General features: G+C 63.4%; 19 protein-coding genes. 8 read left to right on the top strand and 11 right to left on the bottom strand.

The features are described 5' to 3' along the window. Positions 1–46: 46 nt before the first annotated feature. The 3 genes from GRI48_RS01315 to ychF are packed head-to-tail and all read right to left on the bottom strand — an operon-like array spanning position 47 to position 2,956. On the bottom strand, positions 47–1,420 hold the full coding sequence (locus GRI48_RS01315; RefSeq protein WP_160670285.1) for a hypothetical protein: 1,374 nt from the start codon (positions 1,418–1,420) through the stop codon (positions 47–49). 52 nt (positions 1,421–1,472) lie between these two features. Continuing rightward, positions 1,473–1,820 carry a hypothetical protein gene (locus tag GRI48_RS01320; protein WP_160670288.1) on the bottom strand — a complete coding sequence of 116 codons (348 nt, stop codon included), beginning with the start codon at positions 1,818–1,820 and terminating at the stop codon, positions 1,473–1,475. Positions 1,821–1,855: 35 nt separating this feature from the next. Then, complete coding sequence (gene ychF / locus GRI48_RS01325) at positions 1,856–2,956, bottom strand: redox-regulated ATPase YchF (RefSeq protein ID WP_160670291.1); 1,101 nt, start codon at positions 2,954–2,956, stop codon at positions 1,856–1,858. Between the two features lie 122 nt (positions 2,957–3,078). Here ychF and GRI48_RS01330 point away from each other — a divergent pair, with 122 nt between their 5' ends. Further along, entirely contained in the window at positions 3,079–3,312 is a 234-nt protein-coding gene (locus GRI48_RS01330) for a hypothetical protein (protein WP_160670294.1), read from the top strand. Here the strand turns inward: GRI48_RS01330 and GRI48_RS01335 are convergent. From GRI48_RS01335 to GRI48_RS01365, 7 genes are all read right to left on the bottom strand, one after another. Then, positions 3,309–3,932 carry a CPBP family intramembrane glutamic endopeptidase gene (locus GRI48_RS01335; protein WP_237451678.1) on the bottom strand — a complete coding sequence of 208 codons (624 nt, stop codon included), beginning with the start codon at positions 3,930–3,932 and terminating at the stop codon, positions 3,309–3,311. The two genes, GRI48_RS01330 and GRI48_RS01335, sit on opposite strands and share 4 nt — an antisense overlap. Further along, complete coding sequence (pth, locus tag GRI48_RS01340; RefSeq protein WP_160670297.1) at positions 3,929–4,495, bottom strand: aminoacyl-tRNA hydrolase; 567 nt, start codon at positions 4,493–4,495, stop codon at positions 3,929–3,931. The genes GRI48_RS01335 and pth overlap by 4 nt, the downstream gene beginning before the upstream one ends. A 92-nt stretch (positions 4,496–4,587) precedes the next feature. Continuing rightward, the gene (locus tag GRI48_RS01345) at positions 4,588–5,289 is read right to left on the bottom strand and encodes a 50S ribosomal protein L25/general stress protein Ctc (protein WP_160670300.1); all 702 of its coding nucleotides are present in this window, start codon (positions 5,287–5,289) and stop codon (positions 4,588–4,590) included. 136 nt (positions 5,290–5,425) lie between these two features. Continuing rightward, complete coding sequence (locus tag GRI48_RS01350) at positions 5,426–6,292, bottom strand: TraB/GumN family protein (RefSeq protein WP_160670303.1); 867 nt, start codon at positions 6,290–6,292, stop codon at positions 5,426–5,428. Positions 6,293–6,298: 6 nt separating this feature from the next. After that, positions 6,299–7,225, bottom strand: a complete 927-nt coding sequence (locus tag GRI48_RS01355; RefSeq protein WP_160670306.1) for a TraB/GumN family protein — start codon at positions 7,223–7,225, stop codon at positions 6,299–6,301. A 58-nt stretch (positions 7,226–7,283) separates the two neighbouring features. Beyond that, a complete protein-coding gene (locus tag GRI48_RS01360; protein ID WP_160670309.1) occupies positions 7,284–7,712 on the bottom strand; it encodes a hypothetical protein in 429 nt (142 codons plus the stop codon). Next, positions 7,699–7,893 carry a helix-turn-helix domain-containing protein gene (locus GRI48_RS01365; RefSeq protein WP_160670312.1) on the bottom strand — a complete coding sequence of 65 codons (195 nt, stop codon included), beginning with the start codon at positions 7,891–7,893 and terminating at the stop codon, positions 7,699–7,701. Before GRI48_RS01365 ends, GRI48_RS01360 begins: the two co-directional genes overlap by 14 nt. A 289-nt stretch (positions 7,894–8,182) precedes the next feature. Between GRI48_RS01365 and GRI48_RS01370 the strand changes: the two genes are divergently transcribed. Genes GRI48_RS01370 through ppdK form a run of 3 tightly spaced genes read left to right on the top strand, consistent with a single transcriptional unit; the run spans position 8,183 to position 13,890 of the window. Then, complete coding sequence (locus GRI48_RS01370; protein WP_160670315.1) at positions 8,183–9,094, top strand: glycine--tRNA ligase subunit alpha; 912 nt, start codon at positions 8,183–8,185, stop codon at positions 9,092–9,094. Further along, a complete protein-coding gene (gene glyS / locus GRI48_RS01375) occupies positions 9,091–11,220 on the top strand; it encodes a glycine--tRNA ligase subunit beta (RefSeq protein WP_160670318.1) in 2,130 nt (709 codons plus the stop codon). Before GRI48_RS01370 ends, glyS begins: the two co-directional genes overlap by 4 nt. Before the next feature lie 6 nt (positions 11,221–11,226). After that, a complete protein-coding gene (gene ppdK / locus GRI48_RS01380) occupies positions 11,227–13,890 on the top strand; it encodes a pyruvate, phosphate dikinase (RefSeq protein ID WP_160670321.1) in 2,664 nt (887 codons plus the stop codon). Position 13,891: 1 nt separating this feature from the next. Here the strand turns inward: ppdK and GRI48_RS01385 are convergent, their stop codons facing one another. Next, positions 13,892–14,635 (bottom strand): methyltransferase domain-containing protein, encoded by a 744-nt coding sequence (locus GRI48_RS01385; RefSeq protein WP_160670324.1) that lies wholly within the window; start codon positions 14,633–14,635, stop codon positions 13,892–13,894. Between the two features lie 54 nt (positions 14,636–14,689). On the opposite strand from GRI48_RS01385, the gene GRI48_RS01390 reads away from it, so the two are divergent. The 4 genes from GRI48_RS01390 (at position 14,690) to GRI48_RS01405 (ending at position 18,490) form a co-directional block, all read left to right on the top strand. Further along, positions 14,690–15,493 (top strand): ComF family protein, encoded by an 804-nt coding sequence (locus GRI48_RS01390; protein ID WP_160670327.1) that lies wholly within the window; start codon positions 14,690–14,692, stop codon positions 15,491–15,493. 314 nt (positions 15,494–15,807) lie between these two features. Then, a complete protein-coding gene (gene hisI, locus GRI48_RS01395; RefSeq protein WP_160670330.1) occupies positions 15,808–16,185 on the top strand; it encodes a phosphoribosyl-AMP cyclohydrolase in 378 nt (125 codons plus the stop codon). Between the two features lie 31 nt (positions 16,186–16,216). After that, a complete protein-coding gene (locus tag GRI48_RS01400) occupies positions 16,217–16,663 on the top strand; it encodes a MerR family transcriptional regulator (RefSeq protein WP_160670333.1) in 447 nt (148 codons plus the stop codon). 21 nt (positions 16,664–16,684) lie between these two features. After that, a complete protein-coding gene (locus GRI48_RS01405; protein WP_160670336.1) occupies positions 16,685–18,490 on the top strand; it encodes an acyl-CoA dehydrogenase C-terminal domain-containing protein in 1,806 nt (601 codons plus the stop codon). Positions 18,491–18,495: the final 5 nt, after the last annotated feature.

Here is an 18,495-nt window from a genome sequence, read left to right on the forward strand (position 1 = left end):
TAACGGGTCATCGCGGGAAAAGTGCCGGAGGGCGTCGATCGGGCTTTCAGTTTCCGAGGCTCAAGCGTGCAAAGACGGTGTAGCCCCACGGATTTTTGCCATACGCCGCGTCGAGCGCTTCGGGCTTGGCATAAAAGGAAGCCGAGCCTCCAAGCGCCAGCTGGAAATCACCCAGCGGGATGCGCCGGGCGTAGCCGGCCTGGAACTTCGACACGCGAAAGCGCTGGTCGTGGAGAGGATCCTCGTGATCGGGAAACAGCTCGTCATTGGCGACATTCTCGAACCGTGCGAAAACGGTGTTCGCATCGTCGAGGTCGTAATTCGCCTCCGCGAGCCAGGTGGTCAGCGCGCCTTCTTCCTCGTGGTCGGCGTCCATCGCGTCATCATGCGCTTCGACATGCTTCTTCGAGCTGAAGGCGAGCATCGCGGAAAAGCCGGAGAGGTCGGCGTAGTGGGCCGATGCGGTGAACCGGCGTTCGTCTTCACCCGGATGAATGGCTTCGGGTTCGGTTATGTCGCCGTAGCTTGCCTGCAGAACCCAGTTCGGCGTCGGCGTCAGCGTGCCGCGGATCGACCAGCTGTCGAGCTTGGGCGTCTCGATGTCCCATCGGTCCTCGTCGGGCTCTGCCCCGCGGAACGCCGACACCTCAACCTGCCCCTTGCGGGAAGCCCAGCCGAGCGTGGCGACGCCGTAAGTGATGTGGGTCGAATCAAACCAGTGATGAGTGATCGGCGGCTCCGGGTTCAGTGCTGCCGAACCCCGGTGCATGAAAGCGCTCGGGCCTAGCGCCGGTTCGCCGACCGGCCCGCCGTAAAGAAAGATCGATCCATCGTCGGTGACGTCGAAGTCTACCCGCGCGGCAAGTTCCATGAACAGGTCGTGCGGATGCTGGCGGTCGACCAGCGGTTCCCCGTCCGCCGTCTCGCCGGTCGCGAAGAGATTCGGATATCCCCGCGCATCCATCAGCGGCTCGAGGCTCATCATGCTCTTCAGCTGGATGCGTCCCCACGACGTATCGCGCTCGCCCATCAGCATCGCCATCGTCGTGACATAGAACTGGTCGTCGCCGCGCGGCCCTGAATGGTCGGTATATTGCGTGGAGGCAAAGCCATGTGTCATGAGCATCCAGTCACCGGTCTCGAAGTGCACGCCGGGCATCAAGCCTTCGTTGGACGGCAATCGCGCCGTACCCGAACCGATGTTTATCGACGGGACCATCTGGTGTCCCATCGGCATGCTGGCGTCGTCCATCGCGGCCTGCGTGGAATGGTCCATTTGCGAATGGTCCATGCCGGAATGGTCCGCGACGGGCGCTTCCTGCGCCTGCGGTGCGTGGCCAGTATGTGCTGAATGATCCTGCGCCATGGCAGGAACAGCGAAAAGGGCGCTCGAGGCGAGCGCGAGCGGAAGGGTCTTCATGTGTGCGTACTCTCAGGTCTGAAATAAACTGGCGCAGCCGGGCTGCGGCGGATCAGACCTTGAGTCGGGGAGGGGGCGTGTCTGGCTGCGGCAGGGAGGAAAGGAGCGGCTCCAGCTTCCCTGGCACGGGGTCGATAGCCTTCAGGTCGGTCGCCGCCTGCGCTTCAGGCAATCCACTGCCGGGAGGAACGCAGCCGATGCAGCTGTGAATATCGCCGGAGGTATCGTTATCTGCCGGCAGGTGATGCTTGTCCTGACGCGCGCCATGATCATCCGCGTGCTCCTCGCTCGCGATGCTCCGTTCCACGTCGGTCGGACTTCCGTGACACGCGGCGCCTTGCGCTGCCACCGGAGCGGGCAGCAGTGAAGCGAGCAGAGCCAGGATCAGTGCCTTGAGCATGTCCAACAGATACGGTCGTCGTGCGACCTGCGCAATCAGACGTTGAACTTGAACAGCATGACATCGCCATCCTGTACCAGGTATTCCTTGCCTTCCTGACGCAGCTTCCCGGCATCGCGCGCGGCACTTTCGCCGCCGAGGCCCACATAGTCATCGTAGGCGATGGTCTCGGCGCGGATGAAGCCCTTCTCGAAATCGGTGTGGATCTCGCCCGCTGCCTGCGGAGCCTTCGCCCCCGACGGGAATGTCCAGGCGCGCGCTTCCTTCGGCCCGGCCGTGAAGAAGGTGTTGAGGCCAAGCAGCTTATAGCCTGCGCGGATCACGCGGCTGAGGCCCGATTCCTCGAGTCCGAGATCGGCCAGGTACTCGCCCCGCTCGTCCGGCTCCATCGCGACCAGTTCGCTCTCGATCGCGGCTGAAACGACCACGGCTTCCGCGCCTTCTGCCTCTGCCTTTGCAAAGACCTGCGCCGAAAGGGCATTGCCGTTGGCCGCGTCTTCCTCTGCGACGTTGCAGACATAGAGGACGGGCTTTGCGGTGAGCAGCTGGGCCTGGCGGAAGATCCTCGCTTCCTCGTCGTCCCTGGGTTCGGTGAGGCGCGCCGGCTTGCCCTCGCGCAGCAGCTCGAGCGCCTGTCCAAGGACGCTGGCGGTGAGCTTGGCTTCCTTGTCGCCGGCAGTTGCCCGCTTTTCCGCTGCCGGAACGCGCTTTTCGAGACTCTCGAGATCCGACAGCATCAGTTCCGTCTCGACGACTTCCGCATCCGTCAGCGGATCGACCTTGTTCGCGACGTGCTGGATGTCGTCATCCTCGAAACAGCGCAGCACGTGGACGATCGCATCGACCTCGCGGATGTTGCCGAGGAACTGGTTGCCCAGACCTTCGCCCTTGCTCGCGCCCTTCACAAGGCCGGCGATGTCGACGAAGGCCAGCTGCGTGGGCACGATCTTTGCCGAACCGGCAATGGCAGCGATCTTGTCGAGCCGTTCGTCGGGAACGGCGACCTGGCCGACATTCGGTTCGATCGTGCAGAACGGATAATTCGCGGCCTGCGCGGCCTGCGTCTCGGTCAGTGCATTGAAAAGGGTGGACTTGCCGACATTGGGCAGGCCGACGATCCCGCAACGGAAACCCATCGATAACTCCGGAAAAATGGCTTGGCGCGCGCCTTAGCCGTGCCGGTCGTACAATGCCAGTCCGACAGCGAGCCGTCGCGATTTCGCTTGTGCGCGAGCCGAGCCGGCAATAGCCAGCAGCGATGTGGTCGCGATCCTTGATGCTGTGCTTCGGCACGCTTGCCCTGTCCGCGTGCGAGACAACCAATTCCGAAGACTGGACCGGCGGCGGCTCGACCCCGTTCGGTACCGCCGAGCGCACTTGCGAAGACCAGGCCGCGAACATCCGCGAGGAAGATAACCGGGCCGCGTTCTTCACCGGGTGCATGCAGGCGCTGGGATGGGAGCCCAGGCCCGGAACGTCGCCCGATATCTAGCTCGCAGCCGGCTCCGCTTCGTCGTCGAACACCCGCAGCCGGTGCAATTCGTCCTGCAGGTAAGCCAGGGCGAAGATGTCGTACACCGCATGGCCGATCATCACGATCAGCAGACTTCCGGTCGCCTCGTAGATGACGCCGAAGAGGATGCCGATCGCAAAGATGATCGCGCTGACGACCGGCTTTGCCAGGTGGACTAGCGCAAACAGCGCGCTGCTCGCTAGTATCGCGAGCACCGGGCCGATGTAATCGCCCGCGAGCGTCTGCAGCCCTGCGCGAAACAGCGCTTCCTCGTTGACGCCGGCGCAAATCGCTATCCAGACCACGGCGGGGAACGAGAGCCGGTTGCGCAGGAAATCATAGGTTCCGGCCTGGCTGCGGACGAGTTTCTCCGACATGCGGGGAAAGGTTCTGAACGCCGCGTAGGCGACGAGGATCATCACGCCCGCCAGCAGCAGGCCGAGCATGGCCTCGCGAAAGTTCAAGTGCAGAAAGTCTTCCAGCGGGCGACCGGACCAGTACCACAATCCTGCGCCGAGCGCGGTGAACGCAATCGTCTGAAAGGTCTGCGCCATCAGGATGGTGCGCTGGGTCATCGCCTTGTCCGGCCTGCGCGTCATTGCATCCTCAGCGCCAGGTCGCTCATGAAGCGCGCATCGTCATTTTCGGCCAGCCAGTGCGCTTCGGCCGCGATCCCCGACAGCATGTCGACCAGCGGCTCCTGCTCGGCCTTGGCGTAATTGCCCAGGACGTGGCCCGTCACGCGCGATTTGTCGCCCGGATGGCCGATGCCGATGCGCACGCGGCGGAAGTCTTCTCCGATGTGCTGGATGATCGAACGGATGCCGTTCTGGCCGGCCGCGCCGCCACCGCGCTTTACCTTGATGCGAAAAGGATCGAGATCGAGCTCGTCGTGGAAGACCGTCACGTCCTGCGGCTCCAGCTTGTAATAGCGCATGGCCTCGCCGACCGACTGTCCCGACTTGTTCATGTAAGTCGCGGGCTTCAGCAGCAGGATTTTCTCGCGCCCGATCCGTCCTTCCTGCAACCAGCCGGAAAACTTCTTCTGCACCGCGCCGAAATCATGCACTTCGGCGATCACGTCGGCTGCCATGAAGCCCACGTTGTGCCGTTGCATCGCATATTGCGGTCCGGGATTTCCGAGGCCTGCCCAAAGCTGCATTCGATGCGTCCTATCGTTTCGGGCTCACAAAACAAGAACGCCGGCCTCTTTCGAGACCGGCGCCCTGGTGATTTGCCTGGAAAGCGGAGCGGTTATTCGCTCTTCGCTTCCTGCTCGTCGGCAGCATCGTCGTCCGGACCCTGCTCGGTGGCAGCGGTTTCGCCCGGCTCCATGCCTTCGCCCGTCTGGTCGTCAGCATCGCCTTCGGCGCCTTCCGACTTCTTGAGAGCCGAAGGAGCAACCAGCGTGGCGATCGTGAAATCGCGGTCGGTGATGGCGCTCTCGCTGCCCTTGGGCAGTTCGATTTCGCTGATGTGGATCGAATCGCCGACTTCCTTGCCGGTGACGTCGATCGCGATCTCGTCGGGGATCTTGTCCGATTCGCAGATGAGGTCGAGCTCGTGACGGACCACGTTGAGAACGCCGCCCTTCTTGAGGCCCGGCGAATCTTCCTGGTTCACGAAGACGACCGGGATCTGGACTTCGATCTTCGAGTCCTTCGAAAGGCGCAGGAAATCGACGTGGGTCGGACGGTCGGTGACCGGATCGAAAGCGACGTCCTTGGGCAGCGTGCGAACGCTCTTGCCGCCGACGTCGATCATGACGATCGAGTTCATGAAGTGGCCGCCGCCGAGCTGGCGAACCAGTTCCTTGGCTTCGACGTGGATCGGGGTGGGTTCTTCCTTGCCGCCATAAATCACGGCGGGGACACGGCCTTCGCGACGCAGTGCACGGGAGGCTCCCTTGCCAGCCCGTTCGCGCGTCTCGGCCGGCAGGGTCAGAGCATCGCTCATATCAGTGCCTTTCGAAATGCAGATTTGTCTTTCCGGTCGCGCCACGCCTCCAGGGATGACCATGGCTCCGGAAGGGCGCGCCTATAACGGGATGCGGGCGGATTGCAACCACTCGATGCTGCTGCCGCCTCCGGCCCTATTGCAGGCGCCTGACCTCGTAACCGTTGCGCGCGAGCGATTCGGTCAGCCCGTCAGGCCCGACCAGATGACCTGCGCCGACGGCGATCAACGGGCGAGTGCCGCCAGCGATGATCCGTTCGATCCTTGGAAGCCATGCCCTGTTGCGGGCCAGCAGCAAACGGGCACGCAGTTCCTCGTTCGCGAGCATTCCGCTGCGCGTCTCCGCTTCCAGCGCGGCGATGTCACCCGCCAGCCAGGCTTCGGCGCGCCTGCGCTTGCTATCCGGCGCGTCGCGTTCGTCGAGGACCGACAGCAGCAGCAGGCGTTGCTGCGGCTCGGGCAGATTGTCGAAAGCGCCGAGCTGGTCGGCGGTGGTTTCGAGGCCGACGAGCGGCCTGTCGCCGCGCGCTGCCTTGAGCTGTTTGTCGACGCCTTCGCCCTTGAACGCGTTGGTCCGCGAGAGGACGAGCGCCACCGCCCAGGTCTCGAACCGGGTCATCCTGTCGGGCTCGATGCCTTCACCCGCCAGTGCAGCCTGCAAATCGTCTCGCCGGGAAGGTGCGACCCGGTCGAGAACGGGCGGCTGGTCGGGCGAAATCACAAGCTGGTTGAAGGATTCGCCGATCTTGTCGTCGTCGCCGACATCGGGAACTTCGAGGACGAGCGTACCGGCTTCGGCCCACGCGGCACCGAAAACCCCGGTGCGCCACCGGGTGCCGTCGGGGAGCGCATGGATAGTTCCGAACAGCCATCCCTTGCGGCCATCCGGCGAGGTCACTTCCCATAGTGCGGGGGAGACCGTTTCGACCTCCACCGGTTGCTCCTGCGAGCAGGCGGCCAGCACGAAGCCGGCCGCCAGCCACAAGAGAAAGCTGCGCAGCACCGCGTGTTACTGGACGCGGGTGGTTTCGATCCCGCGAGCGGTCAGCGCGTCCTGCACGCTCTGCTCGCCGGCGAGATGACCCGCGCCGACGGCGATGAAGATAGTGCCGGGCGCATCCAGGCGCTCGTCGATCCACTCGGCCCAGGCGCGATTGCGCTGGTAGAGCAGGGTTTCAGCCAGGACCGGATCGTCCATGCTCTCGTTCATCAGTGCGGCGAGGCCGTCGGCGTCGCCTTCGAGCCATTCGCCGACCATCTTGTCGAGAAGCGGCTTGATCTCGTCGACCTGATCGACCGTTTCCATCATGTATTCGATCTGCTTTTCCTGCGGCAGGTTGTCGAACAGCGAAAGCTGGTACTCGACGGTTTCCAGCTCGCCGCGCTTCTTGGCTTCACCGGCACTCTTGGCGAGCGAGAACTCGACGCCTGCTTCCGGCGAATAGCCCTGCTGCAGCAGCGGCAGCATCGAGAACATCATCGAGGCATACCACGGCTCGAAACGGTCGAAGGCCGCAGCCGGGAGGCCGAGCTTGGTCATCGTCGCCTCGTACCGCTTGGCCTGATCTGCGTCGAGCAGGCCACGCAGCGACTGATCGGCCGGGAGCATCCCCTTTTCCATCACAAGCGCCTGCATTTCGCTGGCCATACCCGGGTCGGCGATGATCTCGGTCACCAGCTCTTCCGAACCCGTCAGCGCGGTTTCAACGGGCCCGGTGTACCAGTTGAGGCCTTCGGGCAGGGCATGGACCGTGCCGAACAGGTAGATCGTGGTATCTTCGTCGGCGACCTTCCACAGGGCCGGTGTCGCGACCTTGGCTTCGACGACGGCAGTTTCGGCGACCGCGGTTTCCTGGTGGTGATCCGCGAAGGCAGGCGACGACAGCAGCAGGGCGAAGCCGGAAGCGGCAGTTGCAAGGGTATTCTTGAGTTTCATGATAGCGATCCTTCTGATTGGAGATGATTGAATTGATGGTTTGAACGGATGATGAAAATCAGCGCCAGCCGAGCTTGCGGATGCCGTAGGCGACGAGCATTGCGCCCATAGTCGTCCAGAATATGACGTCGGCGTTGATAGGAGGCGCGATGTCGAGCGAAGCGAACAGGTACCAGGAACCATAGACGACCGCGTAGGTGTAGAGGGCAGCCAGGCTTGCCCAGAGATTGTCCATGAGGTCCAGTTCGTCGACCCTGCGGAAATAGTCGCGGGTGAACCAGACGAAGGCGACCAGCATGATCGCCCAGACCGCGAAAAACAGCCAGACGGGCGCATTGCCGAGCGAAACGTTCGCAGCCAGCGCACCCGATGCGATGCCCGCGCCGAGGGCAACCACCATCGCAACACCGACGTAGGTGAAAAAGGACTTGCGACGCTTGCGGAAGCGTTCTTCGCCGCTGACCGGAAAATCTTCATTGGCCGTCATCGAAAATCTCCTCGATCGGCATGTTGAAAAGACGGGAAATGCGAAAGGCGAGCGGCAGGGACGGGTCGTGCTTGCCGGTTTCGATCGCGTTGACTGCCTGGCGCGATACGTCGAGCCGGCCGGCCAGTTCGGCCTGGCTCCAGTCGCGTTCCGCGCGCAGCACCTTGAGGCGATTGTTCACGGCTGCCTCAGAAGTTCGCGCCGACGAACTTGCCGAGATGATATCCGGCGAAACCGAGCACGATCGCGGCGAGGAACAACAGCGTCCCGCTCTTGGCGTTGAGATCGAATTGCATTGTGCGCTCCGTCAGGTTGATTCGACTTTATGTCAGGTTGTCCTGACCATATGTCGCGATTCGCTGACTATGTCAACATGACCTGACAAAATGTATCGATAACCTTCCAATCCAGTGATGGTCACGGCCCGCCGCGATTGACGCTTGCCACCCTCTCCGCCATGGGCGCAGCCCATGACCGCGATACCGCAAAGAAACCCGGCGAAAAGCTTCCAGGACATGATCCTCGCGCTCCACGATTTCTGGAGTGCGAAGGGCTGCCTGATCCTGCAACCCTATGACATGCGCATGGGGGCGGGGACCTTCCACACCGCGACCACGCTGCGCGCGCTCGGACCGGAACCGTGGAACGCCGCGTTCGTGCAACCCTGCCGCCGACCGACCGACGGCCGCTATGGCGAAAACCCGAACCGGCTGCAGCATTACTACCAGTACCAGGTTATCCTGAAGCCGAGCCCGCCGGACATTCAGCAATGGTATCTCGACAGCCTCAAGGTGATCGGGATCGACCCGCTTAAGCACGACATCCGCTTCGTCGAGGACGATTGGGAAAGCCCGACGCTGGGCGCATGGGGTCTCGGTTGGGAAGTCTGGTGCGACGGGATGGAAGTCACCCAGTTCACCTATTTCCAGCAGATGGGCGGTTTCGACTGCAAGCCGGTCGCGGGCGAGCTTACCTACGGGCTCGAGCGGCTCGCGATGTACATCCAGGGCGTCGATAACGTCTACGACCTCGATTTCGACGGGCGCGGGACCAGTTACGGCCACGTGTTCCTGGAGAACGAACGGCAGATGTCGAAATGGAATTTCGAAGTCGCCGATACGGACGCGCTGTTCGACTTGTTTAACAAGGCCGAGGCCGAGTGCAGGAACGCGCTCGCTGCCGAAGTCCCCATCGCCGCCTACGAACAGGCGGTCGAGGCAAGCCACATCTTCAACCTGCTGCAGGCGCGCGGCGTGATCAGCGTGCAGGAACGCGCGAGCTACATGGGCCGCGTCCGCGACCTCGCGCGCGGCAGTTGTGAAGCGCATATGGCGAAGGAAGCTGCCGGCTGGGCTGAGAAATTTCCGGAGTGGTCGGCATGAGCGATTTCCTCCTCGAACTGCGCAGCGAAGAGATCCCCGCCCGGATGCAGACAGGTGCGCGCGCCGAACTGGAAAAGCTGTTCCGCCGCGAGATGGAATCCGCCGGAGTCGCTGCGGGGGAGATTACCGTCTGGTCGACGCCGCGCCGCCTCGCGCTGATTGCGCGCGGTCTCCCGGAAGCAACCGAAGCGGTTAGCGAAGAACTGAAAGGTCCGCCGGTCGGCGCGCCCGACCAGGCGCTCGACGGGTTCTGTCGCAAGGCCGGTGTCGACAAGGCCGATCTCGAGATCCGCGAAGTAAAAGGCCGCGAGACCTACTTCACTGTGATCGAGCAGCCGGGCAGGGCGATGACGGACCTGCTGGCCGAGGCGATTCCTACCGTAATCGCACAGTTTTCGTGGCCTAAATCCATGCGCTGGGGTGCGGCTTCAATCAGTACCGCGTCGCAACGATGGGTGCGCCCACTTTCTGGCATTGTCGCTCTCTTCGGAGATGAGGTCGTAGAATTCGAGATCGCCTCTCATGCAGACATATATGCAAACGCTGAGGGCGATATTCGTGTTGAGCGAGTGCCGCTTGGTCTGAAGTCAGGCGCGGTGACGTTCGGCCACCGCTTCCATCATTCAGGCGAAATCACCATCGGCAATGCCGACGACTATGCGGCGAAGCTGCGCGCGGGACATGTGATCGTTGATCACGAGGAACGGCAGGACCTGATCCGCAAAGGCGCCGCGAAGGTTGCCGCTGAAACCGGTCTCAAGCTGGTCGAGGACGAGGGTCTGGTAATCGAGAACGCCGGCCTAACCGAATGGCCCGTCCCGCTGCTCGGACGCTTCGAGGAAGATTTCCTCGAAGTTCCGCCAGAGACCATCCAGCTCACCGCGCGTGTGAACCAGAAGTATTTCGTCTGCGAGGACGCAGCAGGCAAGCTCGCCAACGCCTTCATCTGCACCGCCAATATCGAGGCGGAAGACGGCGGCGCACGCGTGGTCGACGGCAACCGCAAGGTCCTCGCCGCGCGCCTGTCCGACGCGCGCTTCTTCTGGGATGTCGACCGCAAGAAGACTCTCGTCCAGCACGCCAAGGGTCTGGAGCGCATCACCTTCCACGAAAAGCTGGGCACTGTCGCCGACAAGGTCGACCGCGTGGCGAAGCTGGCCCGCTGGCTGGTTGAGGAAGGGATCGTCAAGGATGCCGACCCGGACATGGCCGAACAGGCCGCGCGCCTCGCCAAGGCCGATCTCGTCACCGAAATGGTCGGCGAGTTTCCCGAATTGCAGGGCCTGATGGGCGGGTATTACGCCCGCGCCGAAGGCCTGCCCGATGCGGTGGCCGACGCGATCCGCGATCACTACAAGCCGGTCGGGCAGGGTGACGATGTGCCGACCGCTCCGGTGACGGTGGCGGTGAGTTTGGCTGACAAGCTAGATACGCTGATCCAATTCTTTGCGATTGGCCATTATCCCTCAGGCTCAAAAGATCCGTTCGCGCTTCGGCGCGCTGCTCTCGGGGTTCTTTCGGTTTTGCAGACCAACGGGGTTCGACTTCGCTTCTCAACGCTTGCTTCGCAGACAGACGGTCAAATCTCAGCACTTTATTCACAGGGCACAAAGAACGCTCTTCCCGACCTGCTCGACTTCTTCGCCGATCGCCTCAAGGTCCAGCAACGCGAAGCAGGCGTCCGCCACGACCTCATCGACGCGGTGTTCGCGCTCGGCGGGGAGGACGATCTCGTCCGCCTGCTCGCCCGGGTGAAGGCGCTCCAGTCCTTCATGGAGACCGAAGACGGCGCGAACCTGCTCGCCGGCTACAAGCGCGCGGCCAATATCCTCAAGAAGGAAGAATGGGCCGAAACGTCGCTCGGCTACACGCCGGAACCTGCTGAGAAGGCGCTGATCGATGCGCTCGATGCCGCGGGGCCGCAGGCAGAGGCCGCCATCGAGCGCGAAGATTTCGCCGGCGCCATGACCGCGCTCGCATCCCTGCGCGCACCGATCGACCGCTTTTTCGATGAAGTGACGGTAAACGCGGATGAAGAAATGAAGCGCGCATATCGGCTCGGCTTGCTTGATCGCTTCCGTGCTGCGGTGCACAAAGTCGCCGATTTCAGTCGCATCGAGGGATAATTGGCAGTGAAGACGGTCTATACATTCGGCGGCGAGAGCGATTATTCGGATCCGCGCCAAGGCGACAAGACCGTCACCGGCGGCAAGGGCGCAAACCTCGCCGAAATGGCCAGCATCGGCCTGCCGGTTCCTCCCGGTTTCACGATCACGACCGAAGAAAGCGTGCGTTATCTGCAGGATGGCCAGGATTTCTCGGACGAGTTGAAAGCCGAGGTCGGCAAGGCGCTGGCGCATATCGAGGCGACAGTGGGCAAGAAGCTGGGCGACGAGGCAGACCCGCTGCTCGTCTCCGTGCGGTCGGGCGCGCGCGTTTCCATGCCCGGCATGATGGACACCGTCCTCAACCTCGGCCTCAACGACCGCACGGTGGAAGGCCTGGCGGCGACATCGGGTGACGAGCGTTTCGCCTGGGACAGCTATCGCCGGTTCATCCAGATGTATTCCGACGTCGTCCTCGGCCTCGACCACGGCCTGTTCGAGGAAGCGCTCGAAATCGCCAAGGAAGACCGCGGCTTCTACGCCGACACCGACATGGAAGCGGGCGACTGGAAAGAACTGGTCGCAGAATACAAATCGATCGCCGAGGGCGAGCTCGGCCACCCGTTCCCGCAGGACGTCACCGAGCAGTTGTGGGGCGCGATCCGCGCCGTGTTCGACAGCTGGGACAGCGACCGGGCCAAGGTCTACCGCAGGCTGAACGATATCCCTGGCGACTGGGGCACGGCGGTCAACGTGCAGGCGATGGTCTTCGGCAACATGGGCGATACCTCGGCCACAGGCGTTGCCTTCACGCGCGATCCCGCCACCGGCGAGCGCGCCTATTACGGCGAATGGCTCGTCAATGCACAGGGCGAGGACGTCGTCGCCGGTATCCGTACCCCGCAATATCTGACCAAGGCTGCCCGCGAGGCCGCGGGGGCCAAGCAGCCGAGCATGGAAGAGGCAATGCCGGGTGCCTATGGCGAGCTGGCGCGCGTGTTCGACCTGCTCGAAAACCACTACCGCGACATGCAGGACATCGAGTTCACCGTGCAGGACGGCACGCTGTGGATGTTGCAGACCCGCACCGGCAAGCGCACCGCCAAGGCCGCGCTCAAGATGGCGGTCGACATGGTCGACGAAGGCCTGATCGACGAGAAGACAGCGATCCTGCGTGTCGATCCGATGGCGCTCGACCAACTGCTCCATCCCACGCTCGATCCCGATGCGCAGCGCGACGTGCTGACCACCGGCCTACCGGCATCGCCCGGCGCGGCGTCGGGAAAGATCGTGCTCGATGCCGACACCGCCGAAACCTGGGCCGGGCGCGGCGAGAAGGTAATCCTCGTCCGGGTCGAGACCTCTCCCGAAGACATCCACGGCATGCATGCCGCGCAAGGCATCCTGACCGCGCGGGGCGGGATGACGAGCCATGCTGCCGTCGTCGCGCGGGGCATGGGTCGCTGCTGCGTCTCGGGTGCGAGCGCGGTTTCGATCGACCTGAAGGCGCGCACGCTGCGGATCGGCAATCGCGACCTCAAGGAAGGAGATCTGCTGACACTGGATGGTGGCAACGGGCAGGTCATGGCGGGCGAAGTCGCGACGATCGAGCCGGAGCTTGCCGGCGATTTCGGCATCCTGATGGAATGGGCCGACCAGCACCGCCGGATGAAGGTCCGCACCAACGCCGAAACACCCGACGATTGTCGCATGGCGCGCCAGTTCGGTGCCGAGGGGATCGGGCTGTGCCGCACCGAACACATGTTCTTCGACGCGGCGCGGATCAGTGCCGTGCGCCAGATGATCCTTGCCGAAGACGAGAAGGGCAGGCGGGCAGCGCTCGCGAAGCTGCTTCCCGAACAGCGCGCCGATTTCAAGGGCATCTTCGAGGTCATGGCGGGCCTGCCTTGCACGATCCGCCTGCTCGATCCGCCACTCCACGAGTTCCTGCCGCACGGCGATGCCGAGTTCGAGGAACTGGCCAATGCGACCGGCTACGGGGTCGATCACCTCAAGCGGCGTGCGGGCGAATTGCACGAGTTCAACCCGATGCTCGGCCATCGAGGCTGCCGGCTCGGGATCACCTATCCCGAGATCTACGAGATGCAGGCGCGCGCCATTTTCGAAGCGGCCTGCGAAGTCGCCAGCGAAAGCGGCGAATCGGTCGTGCCGGAGATCATGATCCCGCTGGTGGCGACGAAACGCGAGCTGGAATTGCTCAAGGCGCTGGTCGATCGGGTGGCGCAGGAAGTTTTCGCCGACACGGGAACATCGGTCGATTACCTCGTCGGAACGATGATCGAGCTGCCGCGCGCGGCCCTGATGGCGGGTGAGATCGCCGAGGAAGCGAGCTTCTTCAGCTTCGGCACCAACGACCTCACGCAGACGACGCTGGGCGTGAGCCGCGACGACGCCGGTCGCTTTCTCAACGCCTATGTCGACAAGGGTATCTTCGCACGCGATCCGTTCGTCAGCCTCGATATCGACGGTGTCGGACAACTGGTTTCGCTGGCGGCCGAGCGGGGCAGGGCGACCCGGCCCGACATCAAACTGGGCATTTGCGGCGAGCATGGCGGCGATCCGGCATCGATCCGCTTCTGCGAGCAGACCGGTCTCGATTACGTCTCCGCCTCGCCATATCGCGTACCAATCGCGCGGCTCGCCGCGGCGCAGGCGGCACTGAAGGACTAGCTTAGCCCCAGCCGGTCAGGGTCAGCAGCTCGAAGATTTCGCTCGTCTTGCCGTCGCGGGCGGCGGCGGCGAATGTGTCGCGGGCGCGCGCCCGGCTTTCGCGGGTCAGGGCTGGAGGGCGTGAGACGAGCTGATTGCCGAAACCGTGCGCGCGCAGGTCCGCGACCAACCTGTCGAGCGTTGCGTAGCGCACTTCCATCGTATGGCTGTCGACCACTTGCCGCCTGAAACCTGCGCGCTGCATGAGCGCCGTAGCCGACCCGCTGTCGATCATCGGGTGAAGCCGCGCCGCAGGCCGCTCGCCATCGGCTGCAAGCATCGCCTCGCGCAGGCGAGGCAGCGATCCTGCCCCGAGGATTGCCGCGATCGCGATGCCGCCCTCGGAGAGAGCGTGACGCATGTGGAGCAGGGCTCCCGGTAGGTCGTTGATCCGGTCCAACCGCCCGAGGTTGACGACAAGATCGTAGCTTTCGCCCCATGGATGTTCTTCGTCGAAACTGAGCGGATCGGGCACGTCGACTTGCCACGCTGCTGCGCGCAGGCTCGCCGAAAGGCCGGTCAGTTCGGCCCCGATGACGAGTGCGCGACCGGCATCGAGTTGCATGAAATCGATCCGCTCCAGAACGTCCTCTGCCATGTCCTCGAGCAGGAATGCATCGGCGCCTTTTCTGGCGGCGATGGCCAGGGCGCGCTCGGCGGCACTGCGGCGACGCGCGGGGTCAAAGATACGGGGCGGCACTGACATGCGATCCGCCTGCCGCGCTTGCGCTCGCATGGCAAGCGGTGCAGCCTGCCGCGCATGAGTGTGCTGCAGGAAATCAAGGCGGGAATCGTGCCGGTTGTGGACCTGATCTACCCGCCACGGTGCCCTCTGTGCGGCGACGGCATGGCTGCTCAGGATGGCTTGTGCGCTTCCTGCTGGAGCGAACTCGTCATTCCGGGCGAGCCGTGTTGTGCCTCGTGTCAGCGTCCGTTCGATAGCGAGCACATCGAATCAGGCGCCATCTGCGCGCCCTGTCTTGCCGACCCACCGCGCCATGCCGGGATTGCCGCCGCGACACTTTATAACGACGCCTCGCGCAAGCTGGTGCTCGCATTCAAGCACGGCGGCAGAATCGCCCTGGCTGCCATGCTGGCGCGGTTGATCGCGGCGCGTGTGCCGCAGCGTCACGAACCCTGGATGATAATTCCCGTGCCGCTCCACCGGTGGCGCCTGTGGAGGCGCGGTTTCAACCAGTCCGCATTGCTCGCAGGCGAGCTGGCCAAGCGGATCGACGGCGATCTGGCGGTCGACGCTCTGGTCCGGACACGGCACACGCCGCTGCTCGGCGGGCTCGGGAAGAAGCAACGCAAGCAAGCGCTCGCCGGCGCGATTGCCCTGTCCGGTGCCGGCAGAGTACGGGTAGCAGGGCGCGATATTCTGCTGGTGGACGATGTTCTCACCAGCGGGTCGACAAGCGATGCCTGTGTTTCCGTGCTGCATCAGGCCGGTGCGCGCTCGGTCACCATCGCCTGTTTCTCGCGCGTGCTCGACGAGGCCATCGCGCCGCGCGGACCCCGCATAAACGAAACGCCCGGAGCCGAAGCCCCGGGCGTAACGTGACGAAAAGTCATTGGATCCGCCTTGCGGCTCGGACTGCCATCCCCCAATGGCCGGTCCGGATCCGATCCCTCATTTCGTTCCGGGACGCGCCTTCGCTCTGTGGCTGGCTGCTATCCCGTGCCCCTGAACCTGGCGCTTGCTTGCACCGTCGTTCCGACGCATGACCCTTTCGGATCGGCACCTTCATTTCATCAAACGGGTCGCAGTCAAAGTAGCAATCCGGTAGCTGCCGGATTTTGGCGAACGCTTGTGGTTATCATGCAACAAAGCATCATACGACGCGTATCAAGCGCAGCTTTCGAAAGGTCAGAATAGTGGTCAGCGAAGTTTCCCCAGCCGAACGCGAAAGCGGCACGAGTTTCCTGCCCAAGTTCGGCGCAGACGGGTTGCTGACGGCAGTGGTCGTCGACGCCAACGATGGCTCGGTGTTGATGGTTGCACATATGGATCGCGAAGCGCTCGATGCCACCACGACAAGCGGCGAGGCGTATTTCCATTCCCGGTCGCGCGGTCGCCTGTGGAAGAAGGGCGAGACATCAGGAAATGTCCTGCGGGTCGAGGAAATCCTCGTCGACTGCGATCAGGACGCGCTGGTGATCCGCGCCCAGGCCGCAGGTCCCACGTGTCATACGGGTGCCCGCAGCTGTTTCTACCGCCGGCTCGAGGGCGGCGAGTTGCAGCCTGTCGCTTGACGCTTACGTAAAGAGCGGCTAGGGGCTGGTCATGGCCAGCGTGACCCATGAAGAGCAGCATTCGGGTGCCCATCTCGAGCGTCCCGACGTCCATCAGCGCGAGAAATTCTCGATCTCCGACCTGACGTCGGAATTCGAATGCTCTGCGCGCACGCTGCGCTTCTACGAGGACGAGGGGCTGATCGCGCCGTCGCGCGTCGGCCTCACCCGCGTCTATTCCAAGCGCGACCGTGCGCGTTTGGCTTGGATCATGCGCGCCAAGAACGTCGGCTTCAGCCTCGGCGAAATCCGCGAGATGATCGATCTCTACGATCTCGACGACGGCCGCGTCGAACAGCGCCGCTTCACGATCGAGAAGTGCAAGGAACACGTCGCCAAGCTGAAAACGCAGCGGGCCGACATCGATTCCTCGATCAAGGAACTCTCGGCTTTCATTACGCTTGTCCAGAAACAGGCGCTGGACGCCGACAAGAACTAACCCCCGACCAACAGGATAATCATGCCCACCTATACCGCCCCGACGCGTGACACGCGCTTCATCGTCAACGAGATGCTCGATCTTGCCAGCTACTCCAACCTTCCGGGGTTCGAGATGGCGACACCCGACATCACCGATGCCGTCATCAACGAAGGCGGTCGTTTCTGCTCGGAGATCCTGTTCCCGCTCAACCAGTCCGGCGACCAGCAGGGTTGCACCCGGCACGAAGACGGGACGGTGACGACGCCCGAAGGTTTCAAGCAGGCTTTCGACCAGTTTCGCGAAGCGGGCTGGGGAACGCTGGCGCAGCCCGAGGAATTCGGCGGGCAGGGCATGCCGCACGTCCTGGGTTTCGCGTTCGAGGAATTCATCTCGAGCGCCAACCAGGCTTTCGGCATGTACCCGGGTCTGACCAACGGCGCGATCTCGGCGCTGATTGCCAAGGGCAGCCAGGAGCAGAAAGAGAAATATCTGCCGAAGATGGTGTCGAACGAATGGACCGGCACGATGAACCTGACCGAGCCGCATTGCGGCACGGACCTGGGCCTCATCCGCACCAAGGCGGAACCGCAGGCAGACGGCAGCTATGCCATCACCGGCACCAAGATCTTCATCTCGGCCGGTGAGCACGACATGGCGGACAACATCATCCACCTGGTGCTCGCGAAGACACCAGGCGCGCCCGACAGCACGAAGGGCATCTCGCTGTTCGTGGTGCCGAAGTTCCTCGTCAACGATGACGGCTCGCTGGGCGAGCGCAATGGCGTCGTATGTGGTTCGATCGAGCACAAGATGGGCATCCACGGCAATGCAACTTGCCTCCTCAATTACGACGAGGCGAAGGGCTGGCTCGTGGGCGAGGAGAACAAGGGCCTCGCCGCCATGTTCATCATGATGAACGCGGCGCGCCTCGGCGTCGGCATCCAGGGATTGAGCCAGGCCGAAGTCGCATACCAGAACGGTGTCGCCTATGCGCTCGACCGCCGCCAGGGCCGCGCGTTGACCGGCCCGGCCGAGCCCGACGCCAAGGCTGACCCGATCTTCGTCCATCCGGACGTGCGCCGGATGCTGATGGACGCCAAGGCCTTCACCGAGGGCATGCGCGCACTGACGCTGTGGGGCGCCCTGCTGGTTGACCTGACGCATAAGGCCGCGACGGAGGAAGATCGCGCCGAAGCCGATGCGATGATCGGCCTGCTGACCCCGGTCATCAAGGGCTATGGCACCGACAAGGGCTACGAGATCGCGACAAACATGCAGCAGGTCTACGGCGGCCACGGCTACATCGAGGAATGGGGCATGAGCCAGTATGTCCGCGATGCCCGGATCGCCCAGATCTACGAAGGGACCAATGGTATCCAGGCGATGGACCTGTGCGGTCGCAAGCTCGCCCAGAGTGGCGGTGCGGCGATCCAGGCCTTCTTCAAGATGGCAGGCGAGGACATCGCCACGGCCAGGGAAATCGAGGGCCTCGCCGACATGGCCGAACAACTCGAGAAGGCGGTCGGCCAGCAGCAGGCAGCGACCATGTGGTTCATGCAGAATGCGATGCAGAACCCGAACGATCTGGGCGCCGGTGCGCATCACTACATGCACATCATGGGCATCGTCACGCTCGGCCTGATGTGGCTACGCATGGCGAAGGTTGCCACGAACCGTCTCGGCGATGCGGGTGACGACAAGCCGTTCTACGAACAGAAGCTCGCGACTGCGCGTTACTACATGGACCGCTACCTGCCCGATGCCGGTGCACTGCGCCGCAAGATCGAAAGCGGAAGCGCATCGATGATGGCGCTGGGCGAAGAAGCTTTCGCCACCGCCGCCTGATCGCA

This window comes from Qipengyuania oceanensis, from assembly GCF_009827535.1.
Lineage (GTDB): Bacteria > Pseudomonadota > Alphaproteobacteria > Sphingomonadales > Sphingomonadaceae > Qipengyuania_C > Qipengyuania_C oceanensis.

Bases quoted from the DNA above. Each gene is read 5' to 3' on its own strand.
- GRI48_RS01405 (WP_160670336.1), top strand. From the start codon at position 16,685: ATGCCCACCTATACCGCCCCGACGCGTGACACGCGCTTCATCGTCAAC.
- GRI48_RS01355 (WP_160670306.1), bottom strand. From the start codon at position 7,225: ATGAAACTCAAGAATACCCTTGCAACTGCCGCTTCCGGCTTCGCCCTG.
- GRI48_RS01370 (WP_160670315.1), top strand. From the start codon at position 8,183: ATGACCGCGATACCGCAAAGAAACCCGGCGAAAAGCTTCCAGGACATG.
- pth (WP_160670297.1), bottom strand. From the start codon at position 4,495: ATGCAGCTTTGGGCAGGCCTCGGAAATCCCGGACCGCAATATGCGATG.
- GRI48_RS01330 (WP_160670294.1), top strand. From the start codon at position 3,079: ATGTGGTCGCGATCCTTGATGCTGTGCTTCGGCACGCTTGCCCTGTCC.
- GRI48_RS01345 (WP_160670300.1), bottom strand. From the start codon at position 5,289: ATGAGCGATGCTCTGACCCTGCCGGCCGAGACGCGCGAACGGGCTGGC.
- glyS (WP_160670318.1), top strand. From the start codon at position 9,091: ATGAGCGATTTCCTCCTCGAACTGCGCAGCGAAGAGATCCCCGCCCGG.
- GRI48_RS01385 (WP_160670324.1), bottom strand. From the start codon at position 14,635: ATGTCAGTGCCGCCCCGTATCTTTGACCCCGCGCGTCGCCGCAGTGCC.
- GRI48_RS01320 (WP_160670288.1), bottom strand. From the start codon at position 1,820: ATGCTCAAGGCACTGATCCTGGCTCTGCTCGCTTCACTGCTGCCCGCT.
- GRI48_RS01335 (WP_237451678.1), bottom strand. From the start codon at position 3,932: ATGACGCGCAGGCCGGACAAGGCGATGACCCAGCGCACCATCCTGATG.
- GRI48_RS01360 (WP_160670309.1), bottom strand. From the start codon at position 7,712: ATGACGGCCAATGAAGATTTTCCGGTCAGCGGCGAAGAACGCTTCCGC.
- ychF (WP_160670291.1), bottom strand. From the start codon at position 2,956: ATGGGTTTCCGTTGCGGGATCGTCGGCCTGCCCAATGTCGGCAAGTCC.
- GRI48_RS01400 (WP_160670333.1), top strand. From the start codon at position 16,217: ATGGCCAGCGTGACCCATGAAGAGCAGCATTCGGGTGCCCATCTCGAG.
- GRI48_RS01390 (WP_160670327.1), top strand. From the start codon at position 14,690: ATGAGTGTGCTGCAGGAAATCAAGGCGGGAATCGTGCCGGTTGTGGAC.
- GRI48_RS01315 (WP_160670285.1), bottom strand. From the start codon at position 1,420: ATGAAGACCCTTCCGCTCGCGCTCGCCTCGAGCGCCCTTTTCGCTGTT.